Source organism: Oceanospirillum sanctuarii, from assembly GCF_002150805.1.
Lineage (GTDB): Bacteria > Pseudomonadota > Gammaproteobacteria > Pseudomonadales > Halomonadaceae > Oceanospirillum > Oceanospirillum sanctuarii.
This window is the reverse complement of sequence record NZ_MTBA01000004.1, coordinates 179,343-202,116: the sequence shown is the minus strand read 5'-3', so window position 1 is coordinate 202,116 and position 22,774 is coordinate 179,343. Positions and strand designations below refer to the sequence as shown.

The window sequence follows — 22,774 nt, the reverse complement described above, 5'->3', positions numbered from 1 at the left end:
GCTTAAAGCGGCACTATTATCGTTTTTTATGTTATTACCTACAAGAAAAAAGGCAGGGCTTCTTATAGGAAATAGTTATATGTAAATGATGCATATTCCCAACGGCAGATAAAAAAACAGGGGCTTATGCCCCTGTTTTTTATGGTGTTTTTCGAAGAGTGCGTTGGCTGTTGCCTTATTTAACGCGCATTCCGTTTTCAGCACCTTTATCCGGCGTCAGCAGGAAGATATCTTCACCACCAGGGCCTGCGGCCATCACCATACCTTCGGACATGCCGAAACGCATCTTGCGAGGCTTCAGGTTGGCAACCATAACGGTTTGACGACCTACCAGATCTTCCGGGTTGTAGGCAGACTTGATGCCGGCAAAGACGTTTTTGGTCACGCCGCCCAGATCCAGTGTCAGCTGAATCAGCTTATCAGCGCCTTTGACGTGGTCGGCGGCAACGATAGTTGCCACACGCAGATCCAGCTTGGCGAAGTCATCAAACTCGATCTCATCACTGATCGGGTCGTCTGCCAGAGGGCCTGTTGGCTGCTCTTTCAGTTTTTGCTCTTCTGCCAGAACCTCTTTGGAGGCTTCGATCATGGCATCGATCTTGTCGCTTTCAACACGGGTCATCAGCGGCTTGAACTTGTTGATCTCATGGCCCAGCAGTAGTTGTTCGCGGGCATCCCAGTCCAGATTTTCAACATTCAGGAAGGCTGCCGCCTGCTCGCTCATAACCGGCAGAACCGGTGCCAGATAGGTGATCAGCTGACGGAACAGGTTGATACCGACGGAGCAAACATCCAGAACTTCCTGCTCTTTGCCTTCTTCTTTTGCCAGTGACCACGGCGCTTTGTCGGCGATGTAAGCGTTAGCAGTGTCTGCCAGCTCCATAATCAGACGGATCGCACGGCCAAAGTCACGGTTTTCATAGTGCTCTGCGATCTGGTTGCCCAGTGCCACAGCTTCATCCAGCATCGCCTGTTCTACACAGGTCTCAGACAGCTTGCCACCGGACTTCTTAACAAAACCGGCGCAACGGCTGGCGATGTTAACCACTTTACCGATCAGGTCAGAGTTCACACGGGCGGTGAAGTCTTCAAAGTTCAGGTCCAGATCTTCCGGACGGCTGGTCAGCTTGGCGGCAAAGTAGTAACGCAGGTATTCCGGATTCAGGAACTCAGCGAAAGTTTGCGCCTTGATAAAGGTGCCACGGGATTTGGACATTTTCTGGCCGTTAACGGTCAGGAAGCCATGGGCGTTAACTGCTGTTGGCTTGCGGAAACCGGAACCTTCCAGCATCGCTGGCCAGAACAGAGCGTGGAAGTTGATGATGTCTTTGCCGATAAAGTGGTACAGCTCGGCTTCGGAATCTTTGTTCCAGTAGTCATCAAACTCCAGATCGTCACGGCGGGAGCACAGGTTTTTAAAGCTCGCCATGTAGCCGATAGGTGCGTCCAGCCATACGTAGAAGTATTTGCCCGGTGCATCAGGAATCTCAAAACCGAAGTAAGGCGCATCACGGCTGATGTCCCACTCCTGCAGACCGGCTTCCAGCCACTCTTTCAGTTTGTTGGCGATCTGCTCGTGCAGTGTACCGCTTTGGGTCCACTCGGTAAGCATGGTCTGGAAATCCTGCAGCTTGAAGAAGTAGTGCTCGGATTCTTTCTCAACCGGTGTTGCACCTGAGATGGCAGACTTAGGATCGATCAGTTCAGCAGGAGTGTAGGTTGCGCCACAGGCTTCACAGTTATCGCCGTACTGGTCATCGGCTTTACATTTCGGGCAGGTGCCCTTGATGAAGCGGTCCGCCAGGAACAGGCCTTTGTCCGGATCAAACATCTGGGTGATGTTACGAGTCGCGATATGACCAGCATCACGTAGACGCTTGTAGATGAGTTCAGAGAACTCGCGGTTCTCTTCAGAATGCGTGGAGTAGTAGTTGTCGAAGTTCACCAGAAAACGGTCAAAGTCAGCACGGTGCTCGGCATTTACTTTGTCGATCAGCTGCTGAGAGGTGATACCTTCCTGCTCGGCACGCAGCATGATAGCGGTACCGTGTGCGTCATCGGCACAAACGTAGGAGCACATGTGGCCACGTTGTTTCTGAAAACGAACCCAGATATCAGTCTGGATATATTCCAGCAGGTGTCCCAGGTGAATGGAGCCGTTGGCATAAGGAAGTGCGCTGGTCACTAGGATTTTACGAGCTGATGACATGGTGTCTCTTTACGCTTCTGTGTTGAACGGGATTGGGCTTGCCATCTTTTTTGCTGCGGCTGATGTTTTCTTTTGATGATCAAAGATCAGGCTTAGGCAGGCTGGCAGCCGGTGAAAAAAACAATCCGGTAACTATAGCGACTGAAAGGATTTTTTTCATCTCTGTATTGTCTTTTCAGGGTGAAAATCCGGTGAGATGTTTTTCGTTATAAAAAATAGGGTTTATTAACCAAGTGCTTTACTGGGTTATTGCCTGTGGTAAGCTAAAAGGAATTCTCAACACAAGATCTAACACCTTGTTTTTAACAAAGGTTTGCGATTTAAGCCTGATCCTGAGTCTCAAGGTTCAGGCTTACTCATAACAGATTCAGACTAGAGGTCGTTATGCTGGAAGATGTGAAAAAAATTGTTGCTGTGGCATCCGGTAAAGGTGGTGTCGGTAAATCTACGGTTACCGCTAACCTTGCGCTGGCGATGGCGGCTAAAGGCTTTAAAGTTGGCCTTCTGGATGCGGATGTTTATGGCCCAAGTCAGGCGCTGATGCTGGGTGTGGCTGATGGTGTGCGTCCTCAGACTACCAATGGCAATAACTTCGGTCCGATTGAAGCCCAGGGCCTGTACACCATGTCTATGGCGTATCTGGTGACCGAGAAAACGCCGATGGTTTGGCGTGGCCCTATGGTGAGTGGTGCCTTCCAGCAGATGCTGACCCAGACCGACTGGCCTGAGCTGGATTACCTGTTTATTGATATGCCGCCGGGTACCGGTGATATTCAGCTGACATTGGCACAGAAAGTTCAGGTGAGTGGTGCGGTTATCGTAACCACGCCTCAGGATATCGCGCTGCTGGATGCCAAAAAAGGCGTCGAGATGTTCCGCAAAGTGAAGATTCCGGTGCTGGGTGTGGTGGAAAACATGAGTCTGCACACCTGTAGTGAATGTGGTCACACAGAGCCGGTATTTGGTGAAGGCGGCGGTGATCGTATCGCTAAGGAATACGATACCGTTCTTCTGGGGCAGTTGCCTCTGACCTCGACCATTCGTGAGCAGGCCGACAGTGGTAAGCCATCTGTTGTGGCTGAGCCTGATGGTGCAATTGCCGGCTTCTTCTCTGATATTGCTGATAATGTGATTGTTCAGCTTGAGAAGGCGGAGCAGGAAGTACCGACCATCACCTTTGGTGAGTGATCTGATCTGTTAAGGCTCTGAAGCTTAATGCGATATCTGAGTCTTAAGACGATAAAAGAGAAACGGGGTAGCTGAAGTCGATTCAGCTGCCCCGTTTTTTTATGCGCAGCTGGTTTTTATGCGCAGATGAGAACTTAGGCTGGGCGATCCAGTTTAAAAACTTGCCCGAAGGTGGCGTATTCACCACCACCCAGTCGTGCCAGAGGTTGCATTTTAGCGGCATCGATTCGGGTGCGACCTTTGGCATCTTCTTCCACCAGATCATCCCGGACATAAAGTGCTTTGATCTCACAGTAGAAGATCGCCTGTTGGTTCGGGCCAACTTCATGCAGGTCGGTCAGTTCTGCCAGCATGGCAACAGGTGCGTTCTCAAGGCGAGGCAGATCCCAGTCCGGTTCGTTAACCAGTGGATGACGGATTTTGTATAGTTCGGAGTCACCGTAGTCCAATGTGCGTGCGGTTTCAGTCACTTCTTCCGCCTGATCAACGGAAGGGATATGAATTACCAGCTGTTTGCTTTGACCTAAATTGTGTCGGGTATCTTTTAGAGTGCCATCCGGCTTTTTACCGGCGGAGAACATCACCAGTGGCGGATTGCTACAGATGGCGTTGAAGAAGGAAAAAGGAGCCAGATTGTAGCCGGAGGTTTCGTTGGCGGTCAGTACCCAGGCGACCGGACGCGGGATGATGGTCTGGGTCATCAGGTGATAGGCCTGATTCGGGCTTAAAGTGTCAAAATCGATACGCATGATGAATCCTTGTGTCGCAGTAATCTTGGATATTCTAAGCGGCTCTTTTGCATTGGCAATCAACCCTGTATCATTCAAACGCTTTTTTCAATCTAACACGTAGGAAGTTTATGGCCATTAAGTCTGATAAGTGGATTCGCCGCATGGCAGAATCTGACGCTATGATCGAACCGTTTGAGTCTGAGCAGGTACGTTATGTTGATGGTCAGCGTGTGATCTCTTTCGGCACATCCAGCTATGGCTATGACGTACGTTGCGCAGATGAGTTTAAGGTGTTTACCAATATCCACTCTGCGACGGTTGATCCGAAAAATTTCGACGAAAACAGCTTTGTTGATATCAAAAGTGATGTCTGCATCATTCCGCCGAACTCCTTTGCTTTGGCGCGAACTGTTGAGTACTTCCGTATTCCGCGAAATGTGCTGACGGTTTGTCTGGGGAAATCGACTTATGCCCGCTGCGGTATCATTGTAAACGTAACGCCGCTTGAGCCAGAGTGGGAAGGCCACGTAACGCTGGAATTCTCTAATACCACGAATCTGCCGGCGAAAATCTATGCCAATGAAGGCGTGGCTCAGATGCTGTTCTTCGAATCTGATGAGGTTTGTGAGACTTCATACAAAGATCGCGGCGGCAAGTATCAGGGACAAACTGGCGTGACACTACCTAAGACCTGATATCTGTTGCAAACGAAAAAAGCACCTTCGTGGTGCTTTTTTTGCGCCTCTAGAAAGAGAGGGGGGCGGACTTTATTGCATGGTGCCCTGATAATATTTTTTCTGAACTTTGCCCTGAAAGTTGTCCAGCAGAACCTGCTTTATTGCGTCACTGAACTCTTCATACTGCTTGCTCCATGAGCTTTTTCGGGAAAAGCCGATGTAGAGTGGTGTGTTGTTGTCTGGGTTAAAAGGGGCTTTTACTAGTTGCTGATTCCAGCGGCTGTTGGCGAGTTCGAAGTCAGCCTGGCAGTCTGTGCCTATGTAGCTGTCGATACGGCCGGATGCCAGAAGAGGCAGTAATACACTTTCCTGAGCCAGTTGCGTTTTTTGCAGAGAGTCATCCTGATCAAACTCTGGGTAGTAAGCTGAACCCCGAACCATGCCGATATTCAGTTCGTTAAGCTGCTCTTTACTGCTCAGGCGTTCCTCGTCACCGGCGCGAATATAGAAGCGGGTTGAACAGCCGTAATAGGACGGCTCAACGTAGCGGATATACTCGGCGCGTTCTTTGCGCCATGCCAGACCGCTCATGGCATCGATTTCACCGGCGCGCATCAGATCCAGGCAGCGCTTCCAGGGGCAGCGGATATATTGAATCTCAATGCCCATGCGTTGGCTGAGTTCCTGCCAGAGATCATCGTCGATACCGGCGATCTGATTGTTTTTGATTTCCCGAAAGGGTGGCCAGCTGTCGGTGCCGATTTTTAGTGGTTCCGCATTAGCATGAATGGCGAAGAAAGGGGCGGCAAGAAGGCACAGAATACTTAGCAGGTGGCGGATGGTCATGTTGATGCTCCAGTTTCTTGGGCGGGCTTACCTGCCTGAACCGGGACATTTCCCTATGGCCGTCATTAGTGCTTGGGGTCGCAGATGCGACTGAGTTTGATGGTTGAAAGTAATGCTTATTTTTATTGTTTATGTTCGTTAGTTTAGCGTCGGCTTAACGGTTTAACCGAAAAATATAAAATATTTTATAAGCCGGTTACTTTTTTGCCATTCAGGGTTGCTTTGACCAGTACGACGGGTTCTTCCTTGTCTTTGCGTCGAACCGGCTCGATACGTAGTAATAAGTTGTCCCAGTCTTTAGCCAACCAAACTAAGTGCTCAACATCCATTTTAGAGTGGCGCAGGCTTTCCAGTTTGATGGTGTTCAGGCGACCTATGGGCGTGCTCAGAACTTCGTCGCCAACTACGCGGAAGGTAAAGAATTTGATCTTACCTCCATCGGCTACCGGATACTGGAACTGCTTTTGTTCCGGGTTTTGTAGCAGGTCGTAACGCAGCTTTAGCTGGTAACTAAGCAGGTCCTGTGCGTTGACTGGGATATCCATCTTCCAGGGTTTGTTATCGATATCGTTGGTAACCCGTTGCTCATCCCAGTGAAAGATCACCTTCTGTTCTTCGCTTTTGCCGAAGACTTTCTGGTAGCGACGATAGAGCAGGGGTTTTAACTGGCTTTCGGAATCGAGCAGGAAGGTACTGGTTTGCTGGATACGTGCGAACCAGTTCTTAGCGCGGAAATCGAGTACCCATTGACCATTGCTCTGTTGAGACAACGTACGTTTGGCCTCAACATCAATGCTGAAACCCAGTTCGTAGGTGGTTTTATAGGTTGCCTGAAAAGGCTTGAGGGGAGGAAGCGCGAAGCTGGGAACTGCAAATAGCCCAAGGGTTAAAAGTAGTATCCATTTCAGCATTGCACGCCTCCTTTGGTGCAGTGTTTGTTTCTTGATTCAGGCTTTATTCTTCAGAAGGTTCAGCCTGAAGGCGGGGTATTCTGCCTTCTAAGGATACGCCATCCATATGAGGAATGCCGTTTTCCAGCTGAACACGTCCTTCCATAAACCACTTTACTGCAATCGGGAAGATCTTATGTTCCTGAATCAGAACCCGTTTCGCTAACACTTCAGGGGTGTCGCCTTCTTTAACCGGCACGGATGCCTGAATAAAGACGGGGCCGCCATCCAGCTCTTCGGTAACAAAGTGCACGCTGGCACCGTGTTCGGTATCGCCGGCTTCAATGGCACGCTTGTGCGTGTGAAGCCCCTGATACTTGGGCAGAAGAGAAGGGTGGATATTGATGAGTTTGCCGTTGTAACGACGAACAAAATCCGGTGTCAGGATGCGCATAAAGCCAGCCAAGATCACCAGATCCGGTTCAAATTCATCAATCTTACGGATCAGATTCAGATCAAAAATCTCACGACTTTTGAATTCGGTGTGGTCCAGCAATTCGGTATGGATGCCCGCTGCCTGAGCGCGCTCCAGACCGAAAGCATCAGGGCGGTTACTGATAACCGCACTGATGTGGCCAGGGATATCGCCGCTGTCTACTGCGTCGATAATCGCCTGCATGTTGCTGCCACTACCTGAGATCAGGATAACGATAGAGCCGGACATTACTTGTTAAGGCCCTGCAGTTCTACCTGTTCTTCATCGGCAGAAGCTTCTGCGATGTGACCGATCTGCCATGCTTTTTCGCCTTCAGCGTTCAGCAGGTCGATAGCCACCTGAGCCTGTTCCTGATCAACCACGATGATCATGCCTACGCCGCAGTTCAGGGTGCGGTACATTTCGTACTCGTCAACGTTGCCGCCACGCTGCAGCCAGTTGAATACTTCAGGGCGCTGCCAGCTGTTCAGGTCAACAACGGCTTTTGCGTTCTCAGGCAGTACGCGCGGCAGGTTTTCCTGCAGGCCGCCACCCGTGATGTGGGAGATCGCATGAACAGGCAGGGTTTCGATCAGCTTCAGAACCGGCTTCACGTAGATGCGGGTCGGTGCCATCAGAGCGTCTGCCAAAGGCTGGCCGTCAACTTCTTCATTCAGATCTGCATTGGTGACTTCAATGATCTTGCGGATCAGAGAGTAACCATTGGAATGAGGACCGCTGGACGCAAGACCGATCAGAGCCTGACCTGGTTTTACTTTAGTGCCATCGATCACTTCGCTCTTTTCAGCAACACCTACGCAGAAGCCTGCCAGATCGTAATCTTCGCCTTCGTACATGCCCGGCATTTCAGCAGTTTCACCACCAACCAGAGCTGCGCCTGCCTGCAGGCAGCCTTCACCGATACCGTTTACAACATCAGCTGCGATATCAACGTTCAGCTTGCCGGTAGCGTAGTAGTCCAGGAAGAACAGAGGTTCAGCACCGCAAACCACCAGGTCGTTCACACACATAGCAACCAGATCGATACCGATGGTGTCGTGTTTTTTCAGGTCCATCGCCAGACGAAGCTTGGTACCTACGCCGTCGGTTCCGGAAACCAGAACAGGCTCGCGGTAGCGGCTTGGCAGTTCGCAAAGTGCGCCAAAACCACCCAGTCCACCCAGTACCTCAGGGCGGCGTGTGCGTTTGGCTGTACCTTTAATACGTTCAACCAGGGCGTTGCCCGCGTCGATGTCAACGCCAGCGTCTTTATAACTAATCGATTTTTGCGTGTCGGTGCTCATGAAGGATCCTGTGGAATCGCAATAGGATAATCAGCGCGGGATTGTACCCTACCTCATCGCAGGGGTCACTCGCCTTTGGGAAATGCTGGCTTTTTTTTACCGGATACTGTTTCTGATTCTTTTTCGCTCCGGGCTGTGCTGAGGATTTGCTTCGGGTAGAATGTCCGGCAACTGGAATGCCAAGGTTAAAGAGGTTTGCATGTTTAAGGGTTGGATTCGCAGCTTTATCGCTGTTGGGCTGGGACTGCTGATATCGTTACCGGCGATGGCTGTGCAGATTGAAGGTTTGTTTGAGAGTGAGCGTCTTGTTTCCGATCAGTCTGCTGAGCAGCGTACCGTTGCGGTTAAAGCAGGTCTTGCTGATGTGTTGGTGCGTGTTTCCGGTCATGAACGTACGTTAGAGCATGACTCAATTCAGGCGTTGCTGGGGCGAGCTGAAAGCTATCTGGCTCAGTTTTCTTATCAGGCAAATGATAAAGCAGCAGGAACTGACCAACCTGCGTTTCGTTTAACCATGCGATTTGATGGCCCTTCTCTGATCAAGGTGTTGAGTGACTCTCAGTTGTCTGTTTGGGGGAGTAACCGTCCCAGTGTGCTGACCTGGCTGGCTATTCAGGGGCCAAACGGCCGCTTTGTGGTGAACAGTGAGAATAATCCTCTGCTGGCGGAAGTAATTGATGCCGAGGCCAAGCGGCGAGGCGTTCCGGTTCTTCTGCCGCTGATGGATCTTGAAGATGAGCAACTGGTCAGCGTGAGCGATATCTGGGGGCAGTTCAGTGATCGGATCAGTGCAGCATCCGTGCGTTATTCTCCCGATGCGGTCTACAGCGGTCGCTTTTATCGTTCGGGTTCCAGCTGGAATGCCTATTGGTTGGTTCAGATTGGTAACCAGCGTCAGGCCATTGAGCTGAAAGCAGATGAGGTGCGAGAGCTTTTTGCCAAGTCTGTTGATGCACTGGCTGAAGTTCTGGCAGAGAAGTACGCAGTTGTTGTCAGCGGTGCCAACTCAGGTGATTACGCCTTTAAGGTAGTGGGTCTCAAATCTGTAGAGGATTACGCTAAGCTGAATCATTACCTGAGTAGCCTTCAGGTGGTAGGGCGTGTCGAAGTTGCCCGCGTTGATGATACAGGCGTTGCTTATCGTGTGGCTTTGAAAGGTGCTGTTGAGCAGTTTCTTTCTGTGCTCGCTCTAGACTCTTATCTTGAGCCGGATAATTCAGGATTTGAAGGTGTTGAGCAGAGTTTTTTCTGGCGGCCTTGAGGTTGTCCGAGCATTGATTTCTGGAAGCCGGTGCCTGTCATCGGCTTTTTTATGAAATGAATTTTTAGACCTGTCAGATGTCGCAGTTAGGATTTTGATAAGGATGGGTTGGCAGGATTTGTGATGAAGGATGATTTTTATGGGTAGTGTTCAGCAAAGAATTATTGCGGTTGCTTTAGTCGCTATTGTCGTTTTTCTGTATCTCCTGCAGCCGATACTGATGCCATTTCTGGCGGGGATGCTTTTGGCTTATATGGGTGACCCCTTTGCAGACTGGCTTGAGGATAAAGGGCTGTCGCGACGCTTTTCTGTAGTTGTGGTGTTTCTTTCTCTGACGCTGTTTTTTGTGCTTTTCCTGTTGTTTCTGATTCCGCTGCTGGGTAAACAGTTGGCTTTGATTCAGGAGTTTATCCCAGTCGCGGTTCACTGGCTGCGAGCAACGGCGATTCCTCTTTTGGAGCAATATACCGGCGTTGAAGCGGGCGTGTTTGAACTGGATGCGATTCAGAAGGCGATCACAGGGCATCTGCGTCAGGCGAGCTCTATTGCTGGTGTGATTCTGAAGGAGGTTGGTCAATCCGGAATGGCATTGATCAGCGCGGCAGTCAATATCGGTTTGATTCCAGTGGTAACCTTCTATTTGTTGTTGGATTGGGATCATCTGAAACTGAAGGTGCTGAGGCTTTTCCCACGTCGTTATCAGGCTAAAACAGAAGCTCTGGCGATGGAGTGTGATGAGGTGCTGGGAGCTTTTATTAAAGGTCAGCTCCTGGTAATGCTCTGCCTGAGTGTTATCTATGCGACAGGCTTGTGGTTGGTTGGTCTTAAGCTGGCTCTCTTGGTTGGTTTGATTGCCGGGCTTGCCAGTATCGTGCCTTATCTGGGAGCTATTATCGGTATTGGGGCAGGTTTACTCGCAGGTTGGTTCCAGTTTGGTGATTGGGTGCCTCTGGTCTGGATCGCGCTTGTCTTTGGTGTAGGGCAGTTGCTGGAGAGTTTTGCTCTGACCCCATTGCTGGTGGGCGACAAAATTGGTCTGCATCCGGTAACGGTTATTTTTGCCATCATGGCTGGCGGGCAGTTAGCAGGATTTGTTGGTGTTCTGATCGCCTTGCCCGTGGCTGCAGTTGTGATGGTGCTTTTGCGTCACCTGCATGACTACTACAAGGATAATGATGAACCTGAGTCCATGCAGGCCGATGACGGGGATGAAGCACAGCCAGCTGAATAAGCTGGCTGGGCGTTGAAGTTAGTACGAGTATGCAGTTGAAAGGAAGAAGGTCATATCCAAAGCAGAGACATCTGTAATTCTTCCAGCGGCTACAGAGCTGGATGTGCCTGTGCCGTATTGGATGTTTGTTCCCGCAGATATTGAAGAGTTTTTGCTGAACCTTGTAACACTCAGGCTTCCACCGAAGAAATCAATCTGCTCAGATGCGTAACTCGTAGTTGGGGTCGGGGCATTGGAGAAGTTTGTAAAACCTCCTGCTCTTACTGCCCATTCAGGATCTATGTAGTATTCAGCGCCGCCAGCTACATTCACAACACTTCTCTTGCCGGTTACTTCGGAATGGAAAGTCATATCCGCAGAAAGGAGTAGTTGGCTGGATGCAAAGTAGGCTGTGCCAAAGCGTAACTCGAATGGGTCTTCAGAGTGGGTGTTGCTGGTCTCGCCTGCTGTTTGAGTTGCATATACCTTTGAGGTATCGCATGAAGAGCTAGTTGTCTTATGGGAGGCAAGGCAGGTTGTTTGTGAGTACCCTGTTGAAGCGAAGACAAAGTTTTGACTGTAGGTAGCTGCGAGCGCTAGTTTATCTGTAGGGCTCCAGATTACTCCTATCTTTGGCGTGATGCCGTATTCAGAGTTTTTGTAATAACTATTGGTCCACTCCGTGTGTTGGCCGGTTGAGCTGGTGTCCAGTGACTCATTGAGTTTTACGTACTGATTTACAATTGTTTTGGTATCTCTCATGTGGAGATAAAAGGTCATGCCAATAGAGAAGTTATCACTTGCTTGGTAGGCAATAGACGGGCCGAGTTTGTTTACAGTGTTGGTTTCATTTACATTGATTGTGAAACGTTCAATATTGCTACTCAGATTGCTGAATGTTTGAGCCTGATCTTCTTCCGATGTATCTGTTACAGCGTAAGAAAAGCCAACTGTGAAGTTGCCGAAGGGTTGCGTTACACCAAAAAAATTGGGTACTAGAGCTGAATTTTCCCTGCTCCAGTCATTTCCTCCCGTTAACACGTTTTCAAACGTTTTATTGGAAAAACGGAATGCGTTCACACTGGCTGATAGGTTTGGGCTATGGGCGTATACAATACCTGCAGGATTGTAAAACATGCCAGCAGGATCATCAGATATGGCTGTATATGCCCCGCCCATTCCCATGGCACGACCGCCAAGAAGGAAATTAACGTAATGTTCATCATCGGCCATTACTGGGGCAGCGCTTAGTGCGCAAAGGGCAAGAGCAAAAAGTTTATTTTTTGAATGCATTTCCATCTATCCGCGCACTTTGTTCATCGTTGTTTTGAAGCGTTCATTAAAGCGAAGATCTGGTTCAGGTGTTAAACCCTCAATCGTTAACAACTGATTTAACTCGAAAAGTCTCTTATTGAACGGAGGGTGAGTTTTGTTTACAACGTCCAATTGTTTTCTTTGGCTTTTTATTCTGGATAAATAGCGGCGTAATGCATCTGGATCATAGCCTGTTTGTGTGGCGATAAGGGTTCCAGTGGCATCTGATTGATATTCATCTTCTGCCTGTAAGCCATTTTCAAACAAGTAATCAAGGGCTTTATCGATCGCCTGAGAAAATGCGATTCTTGTTGGATCGTTTGATGCCCCTAATAACTTAGAAAAGCCGGAAATAGCGCTGGAGTCTGAACCTTTGATTCCAATAGCCTTCACGATATGTTTTTCAGTGATATGGGCAATTTCATGAGCGAGAACACCTGCAAGTTCAGCTTCATCGTTCATTTGTGCAATGGCTCCGGTTGTTACAAAAACATAGCCTCCAGGAGCTGCGTAAGCATTAATATCATCAGACTCAATCGCGGCAAAATAATACGTTAACTCCGGTCTCCCAGAGTTTTTCCCTAGGGTTTTGCCTACTATGTTGAGATACTTTTGCAGTCGTTGGTCATCGCTGAGTTTATATCGAGCCAAAATACGAGCAGATAGCTCTCTGCCGAATTGAATTTCAGCTTCAACATCTTCTGTTGAAGCTGTGCTTCGAGTGTAAATTTGATCAGATCGAAGGCGAGTGTCTCTTATTTGAGAATCCGTTGTTGTAGTGCAGCCGGTCAGCATTGCTGTAACTAGCCCTGTATAAAGAAGTGTTTTTTTCATTATCTTTTGCCTGATTCCAGCGACTGGGCGAATAGATCAAGTTCAGATTGATCTAAAGTCAAGGTTTCGACTTTTTTCAAAGCAAAATAATTGGCTTCATTATTTTGATGGATTCTACTGCGTTCTTCGCTTGCCAAGCCGCGAGCGGCTCCTGCAGTTACAATAGACGAGGAGCGCCTACGGACGCTTTCCTTAAAATCGTTGTCAGCGGTTTCAAGTATCGAAACTCTTTCCAAGGGAGGGTGAGGCTTTAGTAATAGCTTAGATAACCACCCTGCCTGACCTTGCACTGTTACCTGATGCCAGTTCCCTTGGGTCTGAATAGAGTTAACAGGTGTACCATGTTCTAGTTTGAGTAGCTTAGTTGCGCTGAATTTCGGGGCGTCCAGTAGATAGGCTTTTTGGCTTTGAATATAGAGGGTGGCTCCGTGAGCAAAGCTGCTGGCCAGCATTAGGCCCAGCGAGGCTTTAAGCATAATTTTAAGCATCTGGGTTAGCTCCTACCTAATGGTGTTTACTATTTGGTTGTCATGGTATGAACTCCGTCCCAGTCTTTAGGGGGCGGAGAGGTTTTGTAGTGTTCGCAACGCATTATCATATCAATTATGGCTGGAATCTCCGGTAGTTGCTCAAATAACGCAATGGCATCCATCCATTCCCGATTAAGATATTTTTGGAATGCTTGGTCGCTGATTCGATGGTAGTCCCAAGTCAAGTCAACTTCTTTTTCTGACATTATGCTTGTATCGAAAGGAATATACACTGATGTCGGGTGTTTTTTACCTTTTACGCGAACAACATCTACCTTTAAACAGGGAATTTCAGTGGTAAGTGCCTTCACCGTATCTTCAGTGATTAATACTTCGCAGTGATAATTCTTAGTAAGCCCTTCCATTCGAGAGGCCAAGTTAACATTGTCCCCAATAATTGTGTAATCGAGTTTCTTGGAAGAGCCAATATTGCCCAATACAACATCCCCTGTGTGAAGGCCGATGCCTACCTTGATTGATTTATATCCTTTTTCCTTAAGCTGTTTGTTAACGTTCCTTAATTCCCTGACCATGGCAAGAGCTGACTCTACTGCTTCGTTGGCATGATGTTCTGATTTTATGGGGGCTCCCCAAAAGGCCATAATAGCGTCGCCAATAAACTTGTCCAATGTGCCTCTGTATTTAAAAATAACATCGCTCATGGCACCAAGATGAATGTTTAGTAGCTCGACAACTTCAGTAGCATTGAGGTTTTCTGATATGGAGGTAAAGCCTCTGACATCAGAGAAAAGAATGGTTAGCGTTTCAACTGAGCCAATATCTGCTTTCGCTAATTCATCCGTTTTGTCTACCATTTCAGTCAGAATTGCTGGAGATACATATTGCGACAGCATCTTGCGGACACGCTGTTTGTCTTTACCTTCGGTCATTGCGAGAAAGCTTAATGCCGCAGCGGCGGCAATAGTTGAGGAAAATACTGGAGCTACTAGGGTGATGATTTGGTTGTTGTTGAATAAGACATAGCAAATGAGTGCGTACGCTGATGTGATAGCTATCGGAAGACTTACCTGAAGTAAAAAGTTTTTAAAGGCCAGAACAGATAGGGTCGAAATTAACGCTAATACCAAAATAGACGAGTACTTTAACCCTGGTGGAGGGGGGGCGAGAAAGTCATTTTCGAGTATGTTGCTGGCAACAGAGGCATGAATCATAACTCCTGGTGTTTGATAAAGAACTGGGGTTGCTTTGATATCCTCAAGCCCGACTGCGCTTGCCCCAATAAATACAATTTTATCGGCAAACTCTTCGGGGTTGACGATTAGATTTTCAACGTCGCCGCTTCTTATCTGGTTAAGTGATGCCAGTAAACCGGCGAATGAGTACGTATTGAACTTTCCGGCCATATTTACTGGGTATCTGCCATCATCAAGCAGCGGTATTGTTGAGTTTCCAATGGTGATATTTGTGTCTGTTTTATTTAGTGTTGTTTGCCAAGAAAAAGGTGCGAATCCTAATCCGGGTAGGGCTATTCCCTGATAGAACCGGAAAGGATATACGTTTCGATAAACACCATCTTGCTCTGGCGACATATCAACAGATGCAATCCCTGCGGCTCCTTGGTATAGGGTCGGATAGGGGAGGGTGTAGCTGTTGGTTGCAAGATCGTTGGTTCCGATAGTCAGCTTGAGGTCGAATTGCTCGATAAAGTCTTCAGGGAGGGGGCGGTTTAGGGTTTTGTCACCAATTTCATCATCAGCTACAGACATAATTTGACTGGCGTGAAAAACATTGCCCAATGAAGCTGTGCTCATTGCGAATGATAGGTCGTCGTCCTGATTTTGATTGTCTGCATTCTGTGACTCTGTGAATAAGATATCAAAGAGTATTGCTCTGGGTTCTCCGTAAGAGAGAAACTCAAGCAAATCGGAGTAGATGCTTCTTGGCCAGGGGAAGCGGCCTGCGACTGGGGCTAATGCCTGTAACGATGATTCATCGATTAGAATGATGGCAATGTCATCATGAGCAGCTTTATCTGAACGGAAGTAACTCTGCCTATGGTCATAAGATATCCATTCCAGTCGATCGAAAACTCCAAAGGAGTGTAGCTGTACAGTCAGTAAGCTTGTGATAAGAAATATTAGACTTCCAGCTTTGAGGCGCCGTGCCTGGCTTCTGTTCATAGGGTTCTCAAATTAGATTTGAATGCTGTCGCCACTTTTGATGCATGTCACTTGGTATTCTGCTAAGTACTCGTGAAGCTCCTCGGATATCTGAATCTCCATGCCTGGCTTCAGATGTGAAATCAGCAGGTGTGGTTTGTGATTTAGTTTTTTCAGGTCGTCAGCAAGGATTGCAGGTGTGTAATGCTGAGCCATCTTGCTGAGAGCTTCCATGCTGTTTGGGTAGCCGGACTCGATCATCAGAGTGTTCAGGGATGGCAGCTTGTTAAGTGCCTTCCATAGGCTGTTGTTTGTCGCTGTGTCTCCGCTGAAAGCAAAGCTTTTGCCTTCGGCGTTTTCAACGCAGAAGCCTACGCCGGGTACAACATGTTCAACCGGAATAGAAGTGATTTTTCTGTCGCCTACCTGAATGCTGGTGTGTGGAGCCATAATGTTGAACTGCATGACGGGGTTTTCCTTGTTGGGCAGTTCTGAAAAGTCCGGCCAGATTGACCAGTTAAAGATATGGTCTTTAAGGGCTTTGATTGTCTCTGGCAGGCCGTAAACCTGGATAGGTTCCTTGATCTGGCTGAAGATACTGTCCACCAGGAAGGGCAGGAAGGCGATATGGTCCAGATGAGAATGAGAGATAAAGATGTGGCGGATTTTTGCCATCTGCTGTAGCTGCAGGTCGCCCACACCGCTGCCGGCATCCAGCAGGATGTCGTCATCAATCAGGATTGATGTTGTGCGGTTGCCGGGGCCTATGCCGCCGCTGCAGCCCAAAATTGAAATCCACATCTTATTCTTTTCCTTGCGTACTTAGTTTTTATATTAGATGGCTGCGCTGATATTCATCCCTGGCAGTTGCGCAACATCTATTTCATCAATTTGTTCTGGTTTCAGAAACTTCTCTGCGTATTCCAGATAAACCTGCGAATCAACAAATAGCCTGAAAATATCCGGATCAAGGTGGTTGTCCTCTACCATGCGTCCCATGATGGTCAGTGTCTGGGATAAAGGCATGGCTTTCTTATACGGGCGATCCGATGAAGTCAGAGCTTCAAAGACATCGGCTACGGCCATAATTCTGGCTGGAATCGACATTTCGTTACGGGTCAGGCCTCTTGGATAGCCTTTGCCATCCATGCGTTCGTGGTGTCCGCCGGCATATTCCGGAACATTTCGCAGATGTTTTGGAAATGGAAGCTGTTCCAGCATACGGATGGTGAGTGTCATATGGTTGTTAATGATCTCACGCTCTTCTGCGGTAATGGTGCCTCGTCGAATGGTCAGGTTGTAGCACTCTTCCTCTGTGATCAGAGGTTGCTCTTTGCCTTCCATATCAATCCAGCTGAGTTTAGACAGGCTTTCAACCCGTGCAACCTGTTCGTCAGCCATAAACTCTCCTCCCTTGTTACAGTTTTTAACATAACTCAGGTCTTCCGCAAGGGATTGGGCTAACTTTTCGTAGTTGCTGATAATCGAAGTGTGATCTGTGTCTCCTTTTTCCAGAGCTTTAATCCGTTGTTTTAGCATGGAAATTTCGAGGTCACGGCGCAGAATTTCAAAGCGGGCAGCAACGAGTTCAATGCGATCATGGATGGTTTCGAGTTTAGTGGCTTTTTCAACGACGTGTACTGGTGTGGTGATTTTTCCGCAGTCGTGCAGCCAGGAGGCAACTTTCAACTCATAGCGATCAGTCGAGTCCATGGAGAACTCTTTAAAGTAGTCATCGCCGCTATGATGGGCCGCTTCGGCGATCATCATGGTGGCTTCAGGTACCCGGCGACAGTGATTGCCGGTGTGGGGTGACTTTTCATCAATCGCGGTTGCAATCAGTTTGATGAAGGCATCGAATAGGTTTTGCATCTCATCGATCAGCCCCTGGTTGGTCAGGGCTACAGCTGCCTGAGAAGCCAGAGACTCGGCCAATTTCTGATCCTGATGGGAGAAGGGGATAACTTCGCCGCTCTCTTCTTCAACTTTGTTAAGTAGTTGAAGGACCGCCATGATGTCATTTTCATGGTTGGTCATCGGGATGGTCAGAAAGGACTTTGAGCGATAGCCTGTGCTTTCGTCGAATTTTCGGGTTCCGCTAAAGTCGAAATGAGTGACGGTATAGGCATCTTCGATATTGATGATCTCTTTATGAATTGCGGCATAAGCGGCGATCATCTGTTCATTGGGGGTGGCGTCGTCTAAATAGAGCGGAAGGGGGCGAAAGTTGGCATTAATGGGTGCGCCGGTTTCACCGCCAAGTTTGATTCCCAATGAGTCGGTGCGAACGATACGGAACTCAAGAGATTGAGTCTTGGCGTTGTAGAGGTAGAGTGTGCCGCCATCTGCACCGGTCAGCTTCTTGGCGTTGATCAGTATTCGCTCAAGCAGGCTGTCCATGTTTTTTTCTGCTGACAGAGCGATACCGATCTCGTTCAGCGTATCCAGAATGGACAAATTGGGCTCGTGACTCTTGTTGTGCATATTCTTCGCCTTGATCAGGGGTATAGCGCTATGTTTTCTGACCCCTTTTTTAGGGCACATGATATCAGTTTTTTACCTGATGGAAGGTGCATGGTTCGCATTGTTCTGAATCGGTATTTTATCAAGCCGGAATGATGCGACTGTATTCTGAATCATGTTCGAATCTTGTCATTAGTTTAAGCCAATGTTTTCGACAGTGCGATAGCATCACTTTTATATGAGTGTTATTATCGCGCGCCTCGCACAATTACAGAGTGTTTTATTGTTGTGCGTCGGTATCTAAGGCTGATGTGTGGTTCAGTCCTTGTATTTCCAGTCCATTAAAGCAGGCCTTTCGTGGGGGTCGGCTTAATATAATGTAGGATTCAATATGCCCGTTATTACTCTTCCTGATGGCAGCCAGCGTTCGTTTAATCAGGCTGTTACTGTTTATGATGTTGCTGCTGATATTGGTGCTGGTCTGGCAAAAGCCGCTCTGGCTGGCAAAGTTAATGGTGTTCCGGTTGATACGTCTTTTCTGATCGAAGACGACGCGGAACTGGCAATTATCACTGCCCGTGATGAAGAGGGGCTGGATACAATCCGTCACTCCTGTGCTCACCTGATGGCAATGGCCGTTCAGGATCTGTTTCCTACTGCACAGGTAACTATCGGTCCTGTTATTGAAAATGGCTTTTACTACGACTTTGCCTTTGAGCGTCCTTTTACGCCTGAAGATCTTGAGAAGATCGAAGCGCGTATGAAAGAGCTGGCGAAGAAAGATTTCAAAGTTGATCGCTCTGTTCTGTCCCGTGAAGATGCGATCAGCCTGTTTGAAGAGAAAGGCGAAAAGTACAAAGTTGAGATCATCAAGGATATCCCGGGTGATCAGCCGCTGTCTTTCTATCAGCAAGGCGACTTCATCGATCTGTGTCGTGGCCCTCATGTTCCTTCTACCGGTCATATCAAAGCCTTTAAACTGATGAAGGTTGCTGGTGCGTACTGGCGTGGTAACTCTGATAACGAGATGCTACAGCGTATCTATGGTACAGCCTGGGCTGATAAGAAAGCCCTGAAAGAGTATCTGCACCGCCTCGAAGAAGCTGAAAAGCGCGATCACCGTAAGCTGGGTAAACAGCTGAACCTGTTTCACATGCAGGAAGAAGCTCCGGGTATGGTGTTCTGGCATCCGGAAGGCTGGTCTCTGTATCAGACTATCGAAAGCTACATGCGTCGTAAGCTGGATCTGCACGACTACAAAGAGATTAAAACACCTCAGGTTGTTGAACGTACGCTGTGGGAGAAGTCCGGTCACTGGGATAAATTCCATGACCAGATGTTCACCACCCATTCTGAGCATCGCGACTACGCTGTTAAGCCGATGAACTGCCCGTGTCACATTCAGGTGTTCAATCAGGGCTTGAAGTCGTACCGTGATCTGCCGCTGCGTCTGGCTGAGTTTGGTTCCTGTCACCGTAATGAATTCTCAGGTTCTCTGCACGGTCTGATGCGTGTTCGTGGCTTTACGCAGGATGATGCTCATATCTTCTGTACTGAAAATCAGATTCAGGAAGAGGTATCCAGCTTTATCGACTTTCTGCATCAGGTTTACCATGACTTTGGTTTTACCGATATCGAGTACAAACTGTCGACCCGTCCTGAGCAGCGTGTAGGTTCTGACGAGGTTTGGGATAAGTCTGAAAAGGCTCTGGCTGATGCGCTGAACCAGAAAGAGCTGGAGTGGGAAGAGTTGCCGGGTGAAGGTGCCTTCTACGGTCCTAAGATTGAATTCTCCCTGAAAGACTGTCTGGGTCGTGTCTGGCAGTGTGGTACTATTCAGGTAGACTTCTCGATGCCGGGTCGTCTGGGTGCTGAGTATGTTGATCATGATGGCGAGCGTCAGACTCCTGTTATGTTGCACCGTGCGATTCTGGGCTCATTCGAGCGTTTTATCGGTATTCTGATCGAGCACTATGCTGGTGCGCTGCCTGCTTGGTTGGCTCCGAAGCAGCTTGTGATTATGAATATCACCGATAAACAGGCTGAGTATTGCGCTGAAATTGAAAAAAGCCTGAGAAATAAAGGTATTCGTGCCTCTTCGGACTTGAGAAACGAAAAAATCGGCTTTAAAATCCGTGAGCACACTATTCATAAAGTGCCTTATCTGGCCGTTATCGGCGATAAAGAAGTAGAGTCAGGAAGTGTTGCTGTGCGTACCCGCTCTGGTGAAGACCTGGGTAGCATGAGTCTTGAGCAGGTCGAAACGCTGCTAACTACTGGCTGCTAAAAAGAATTATTGGAGATTTAGCTATTAAGCGGAATAACCCAAGAGGTCGCAACGTAGAGGTTGCACCGATTAATGAGAACATTCGTGCTAAGGAAGTGCGGTTAATTGATGCTGATGGTGAACAGGTGGGCGTAGTTCCACTTGCTGAAGCACTGGCAAAAGCCGCCGAGGCCGGTCTGGACTTGGTTCAAATCGCTAAATCTGAGCCGATCGTATGTAAGATTATGGATTACGGTCGTTATCAGTATGAGCTGAAGAAGCAGAAAGCAGCTCAGAAGAAGAACCAGACTCAGACTAAAGTCAAGGAAGTTAAGTTCCGTCCTGGAACGGAAGATGGGGATTATCAGGTAAAACTGCGCAACCTGATACGTTTCCTGGAAGATGGTGACAGAGCGAAGATCACACTACGTTTCCGTGGTCGTGAGATGGCTCACCAAGAACTGGGTATGAAACTGATGCAACGCATCGAAGAAGACCTGGGGGATATGATTGTCGTTGAGTCTCGTCCGAGACTGGAAGGCCGTCAGATGGTGATGCTGCTGTCGCCGAAGAAGAAAAAGTAATCCTGGTTCGACATCTTAACCGCTGCGCTTGATGGTTTACTGTCAGGCTCGGCGGCTTAGTGTTGTTTATCAGATAAAAAAACTTGAATGCGGAGTATTGTTTACAATGCCTAAAATCAAATCAAACAGCGGCGCTGCAAAGCGTTTTCGCAAGACTGGTAACGGAATCAAGCACAAGCAATCTTTCCGTAGCCACATCCTGACCAAAAAATCGACTAAGCGTAAGCGTCAGCTTCGCCCAATGAAGCAGCTGCATGCTGCGGATCAGGCGTTAGTAAAACGCATGCTGCCAAATCTGTAATTTTTGAATTCTAAAGTCAGGAGAGTGTTATGCCTCGCGTAAAACGTGGTGTAGTGGCGCGTCGTCGCCATAAGAAAGTTCTTAAGCAAGCTAAAGGTTACTACGGTGCTCGTAGCCGTGTATTCCGCGTAGCTAAGCAAGCGGTTATCAAAGCAGGTCAGTATGCATACCGTGACCGTCGTCAGCGTAAGCGTCAGTTCCGCGCTCTGTGGATTGCACGTATCAACGCTGGTGCGCGCATCAATGGCATGTCTTACAGCCGTTTCATCGCAGGCCTGAAAAAAGCCAACGTTGAAATCGACCGTAAAGTGCTGGCTGATCTGGCTGTTCACGAGAAAGCGGTATTTGCTGCCATCGTTGAAAAAGCGAAAGCAGCGCTAGCTTAAGATCGTGTCCCGGGCTGTATCCATCATACCGCCCGGAGCAATGATGATGACTGTGCTTTTAGCATAAGTCTTAAATAGGGGAAGGCGCTTACGTCTTCCCCTATTTTTATTTGGAGCCCACAGACGATGGAAAATCTTGCAACCCTAGTAGATCAGGCCCGTTCTGCCATCGCTGAAGCGAGCGATGCACAGGCGCTGGATCAGATCCGTGTTCAGTATTTAGGTAAAAAAGGTGAAGTGACCCAGCTGCTGAAAGGCTTGGGCAAGTTGTCACCGGAAGAGCGCCCGAAAGCTGGCGACGAGATCAACAAAGCAAAAGAAGCTTTGCTGCAGGACCTGAATGCCCGTAAAGCCGATATTGATACGGCGCAACTGCAGGCCAAACTGGCAGCAGAAACTCTGGATGTAACTCTGCCTGGCCGTGGCCAGTCAGTTGGAGGTCTGCACCCTGTGACCAAAACCATCCAACGTATTGAAGATTTCTTTGGTTCTATCGGTTTCAGTGTGGCGGAAGGCCCTGAGATCGAAGACGATTATCACAACTTTGAAGCCCTGAACATCCCCGCGCACCACCCGGCGCGTGCGATGCACGATACCTTCTACTTTAATGCGAACACTGTTTTGCGTACGCACACGTCACCGGTTCAGGTGCGTACGATGGAAAGTGACAAGCCACCGATTCGCATTATCTGCCCGGGCCGTGTTTACCGTTGTGATTCCGATCAGACGCACTCCCCGATGTTCCATCAGGTTGAAGGTCTTCTGGTTGATAAAAACATCAGCTTTGCTGATCTGAAAGGCATTCTGGAGCAGTTCCTGAAAGCCTTCTTTGAAGATGATGTGAAAGTACGTTTCCGTCCTTCTTACTTCCCATTCACCGAACCATCCATTGAAGTGGATATTGACCGTGGTGACGGTAAGTGGCTGGAAGTGCTGGGTTGCGGCATGGTTCACCCGAAAGTGTTTGAGTGCTCTGGTATTGATCCTGAAGAGTACACAGGTTTTGCCTTCGGTATGGGTGTTGAGCGTCTGGCGATGTTGCGCTACGGCGTAAATGACCTGCGTCTGTTCTTTGATAACGACCTGCGTTTCCTGAGTCAGCTGCGCTAATGCGTGGCTGTCCTAATCAGGATGGTTTTTAAGAACGGTTCGCTGTCAGACAGCTGATCTCAGCTGTAACAGCAG

At 48.5% G+C, this 22,774-nt stretch carries 21 protein-coding genes; 9 read left to right on the top strand and 12 right to left on the bottom strand.

All coding sequences use genetic code 11. The annotated features are described in order from the left end of the window. Positions 1–175: 175 nt before the first annotated feature. Positions 176–2,209 carry a methionine--tRNA ligase gene (metG, locus tag BV405_RS07885; RefSeq protein ID WP_086480329.1) on the bottom strand — a complete coding sequence of 678 codons (2,034 nt, stop codon included), beginning with the start codon at positions 2,207–2,209 and terminating at the stop codon, positions 176–178. Between the two features lie 384 nt (positions 2,210–2,593). Here metG and apbC point away from each other — a divergent pair, with 384 nt between their 5' ends. Beyond that, complete coding sequence (gene apbC, locus BV405_RS07880; RefSeq protein ID WP_086480328.1) at positions 2,594–3,397, top strand: iron-sulfur cluster carrier protein ApbC; 804 nt, start codon at positions 2,594–2,596, stop codon at positions 3,395–3,397. 134 nt (positions 3,398–3,531) lie between these two features. Here apbC and BV405_RS07875 read toward each other — a convergent pair whose 3' ends face one another. Further along, positions 3,532–4,146: a flavin reductase family protein gene (locus tag BV405_RS07875; protein WP_086480327.1), complete on the bottom strand. Its 615-nt coding sequence runs from the start codon at positions 4,144–4,146 to the stop codon at positions 3,532–3,534. A gap of 110 nt (positions 4,147–4,256) precedes the next feature. On the opposite strand from BV405_RS07875, the gene dcd reads away from it, so the two are divergent. Then, a complete protein-coding gene (gene dcd / locus BV405_RS07870) occupies positions 4,257–4,823 on the top strand; it encodes a dCTP deaminase (RefSeq protein ID WP_086480326.1) in 567 nt (188 codons plus the stop codon). Between the two features lie 72 nt (positions 4,824–4,895). Here the strand turns inward: dcd and BV405_RS07865 are convergent, their stop codons facing one another. The 4 genes from BV405_RS07865 to purM all read right to left on the bottom strand — a co-directional run bounded on the left by BV405_RS07865 (position 4,896) and on the right by purM (position 8,320). Beyond that, entirely contained in the window at positions 4,896–5,651 is a 756-nt protein-coding gene (locus tag BV405_RS07865) for a substrate-binding periplasmic protein (protein WP_086480325.1), read from the bottom strand. Positions 5,652–5,836: 185 nt separating this feature from the next. Further along, positions 5,837–6,562, bottom strand: a complete 726-nt coding sequence (locus BV405_RS07860; protein ID WP_086480324.1) for a DUF3108 domain-containing protein — start codon at positions 6,560–6,562, stop codon at positions 5,837–5,839. A 43-nt stretch (positions 6,563–6,605) separates the two neighbouring features. Further along, positions 6,606–7,265: a phosphoribosylglycinamide formyltransferase gene (gene purN, locus BV405_RS07855; RefSeq protein ID WP_086480323.1), complete on the bottom strand. Its 660-nt coding sequence runs from the start codon at positions 7,263–7,265 to the stop codon at positions 6,606–6,608. Beyond that, positions 7,265–8,320, bottom strand: a complete 1,056-nt coding sequence (gene purM, locus BV405_RS07850; RefSeq protein ID WP_086480322.1) for a phosphoribosylformylglycinamidine cyclo-ligase — start codon at positions 8,318–8,320, stop codon at positions 7,265–7,267. Before purM ends, purN begins: the two co-directional genes overlap by 1 nt. Positions 8,321–8,519: 199 nt before the next feature. Between purM and BV405_RS07845 the strand changes: the two genes are divergently transcribed. Both BV405_RS07845 and BV405_RS07840 read left to right on the top strand, forming a co-directional pair. After that, complete coding sequence (locus tag BV405_RS07845; protein WP_176330081.1) at positions 8,520–9,581, top strand: DUF2066 domain-containing protein; 1,062 nt, start codon at positions 8,520–8,522, stop codon at positions 9,579–9,581. Positions 9,582–9,720: 139 nt separating this feature from the next. Then, a complete protein-coding gene (locus tag BV405_RS07840) occupies positions 9,721–10,812 on the top strand; it encodes an AI-2E family transporter (RefSeq protein WP_086481123.1) in 1,092 nt (363 codons plus the stop codon). Between the two features lie 18 nt (positions 10,813–10,830). On the opposite strand, the gene BV405_RS07835 is transcribed toward BV405_RS07840, so the two are convergent. From BV405_RS07835 to BV405_RS07810, 6 genes are read right to left on the bottom strand one after another with little or no spacing between them, the layout of a single operon-like run. Continuing rightward, the gene (locus BV405_RS07835; RefSeq protein ID WP_086480320.1) at positions 10,831–12,090 is read right to left on the bottom strand and encodes an OmpP1/FadL family transporter; all 1,260 of its coding nucleotides are present in this window, start codon (positions 12,088–12,090) and stop codon (positions 10,831–10,833) included. After that, a complete protein-coding gene (locus BV405_RS07830; RefSeq protein ID WP_086480319.1) occupies positions 12,091–12,939 on the bottom strand; it encodes a M48 family metalloprotease in 849 nt (282 codons plus the stop codon). It lies immediately after the preceding gene. Beyond that, positions 12,939–13,427, bottom strand: a complete 489-nt coding sequence (locus BV405_RS07825) for an SH3 domain-containing protein (RefSeq protein WP_086480318.1) — start codon at positions 13,425–13,427, stop codon at positions 12,939–12,941. The genes BV405_RS07830 and BV405_RS07825 overlap by 1 nt, the downstream gene beginning before the upstream one ends. Positions 13,428–13,456: 29 nt before the next feature. Next, complete coding sequence (locus BV405_RS07820; RefSeq protein WP_086480317.1) at positions 13,457–15,610, bottom strand: CHASE2 domain-containing protein; 2,154 nt, start codon at positions 15,608–15,610, stop codon at positions 13,457–13,459. A 12-nt stretch (positions 15,611–15,622) separates the two neighbouring features. Next, a complete protein-coding gene (locus tag BV405_RS07815; protein WP_086480316.1) occupies positions 15,623–16,390 on the bottom strand; it encodes a 3',5'-cyclic-nucleotide phosphodiesterase in 768 nt (255 codons plus the stop codon). Between the two features lie 33 nt (positions 16,391–16,423). Beyond that, positions 16,424–18,073 (bottom strand): HD family phosphohydrolase, encoded by a 1,650-nt coding sequence (locus tag BV405_RS07810; RefSeq protein WP_086480315.1) that lies wholly within the window; start codon positions 18,071–18,073, stop codon positions 16,424–16,426. A 370-nt stretch (positions 18,074–18,443) separates the two neighbouring features. On the opposite strand from BV405_RS07810, the gene thrS reads away from it, so the two are divergent. From thrS to pheS, 5 genes are all read left to right on the top strand, one after another. Further along, a complete protein-coding gene (gene thrS, locus BV405_RS07805) occupies positions 18,444–20,339 on the top strand; it encodes a threonine--tRNA ligase (protein ID WP_086480314.1) in 1,896 nt (631 codons plus the stop codon). Further along, entirely contained in the window at positions 20,333–20,902 is a 570-nt protein-coding gene (gene infC, locus BV405_RS07800; protein WP_425435135.1) for a translation initiation factor IF-3, read from the top strand. The genes thrS and infC overlap by 7 nt, the downstream gene beginning before the upstream one ends. Before the next feature lie 106 nt (positions 20,903–21,008). Next, positions 21,009–21,203: a 50S ribosomal protein L35 gene (gene rpmI, locus BV405_RS07795; RefSeq protein ID WP_077242513.1), complete on the top strand. Its 195-nt coding sequence runs from the start codon at positions 21,009–21,011 to the stop codon at positions 21,201–21,203. Positions 21,204–21,232: 29 nt separating this feature from the next. Then, positions 21,233–21,589: a 50S ribosomal protein L20 gene (rplT, locus tag BV405_RS07790; protein ID WP_086480312.1), complete on the top strand. Its 357-nt coding sequence runs from the start codon at positions 21,233–21,235 to the stop codon at positions 21,587–21,589. A 126-nt stretch (positions 21,590–21,715) separates the two neighbouring features. Continuing rightward, entirely contained in the window at positions 21,716–22,699 is a 984-nt protein-coding gene (gene pheS, locus BV405_RS07785) for a phenylalanine--tRNA ligase subunit alpha (protein ID WP_086480311.1), read from the top strand. Positions 22,700–22,774: the final 75 nt, after the last annotated feature.